The following is a 267-nucleotide window of genomic DNA, read 5'->3' as shown; positions in this document are numbered from 1 at the left end:
CTGCAATTGCAGACGCTCCACCGCTTGCTGCTGGGCGATCAGAATGTCATTGAGCGCGATTTTCCCGGCGACCCTAGATCCTGTGTTCCTTGGCAAACTGCAGGACGCGGTGGACCTGGCTTCCCAGGAGAAGCTGATTCGCCGGTCGTTTCAGGTGAATGACTGGGTGGCGCCTGGGTTGGTGGCGGCGGGGCTTTAAGCTGGGTGGTGCCTGGGCTATAGCTATCGGGGGCAAGCCCCCTCCCACATTTGAACTGCGAATACATT

1 protein-coding gene is annotated in these 267 nt (G+C 59.2%); it reads left to right on the top strand.

Going from position 1 to position 267, the window contains the following annotated elements:
- Positions 1-199, top strand: a 199-nt coding sequence (locus AC0L3U_RS39495; RefSeq protein ID WP_473365134.1) for a hypothetical protein, incomplete at its 5' end; no start/stop codon positions are given.
- Positions 200-267: the final 68 nt, after the last annotated feature.

The sequence above is a fragment of the Bradyrhizobium sp. Kon69 genome, assembly GCF_055807515.1.
The sequence above is the reverse complement of the archived record's forward strand: the minus strand, read 5'-3'. Positions and strand labels throughout refer to the sequence as shown.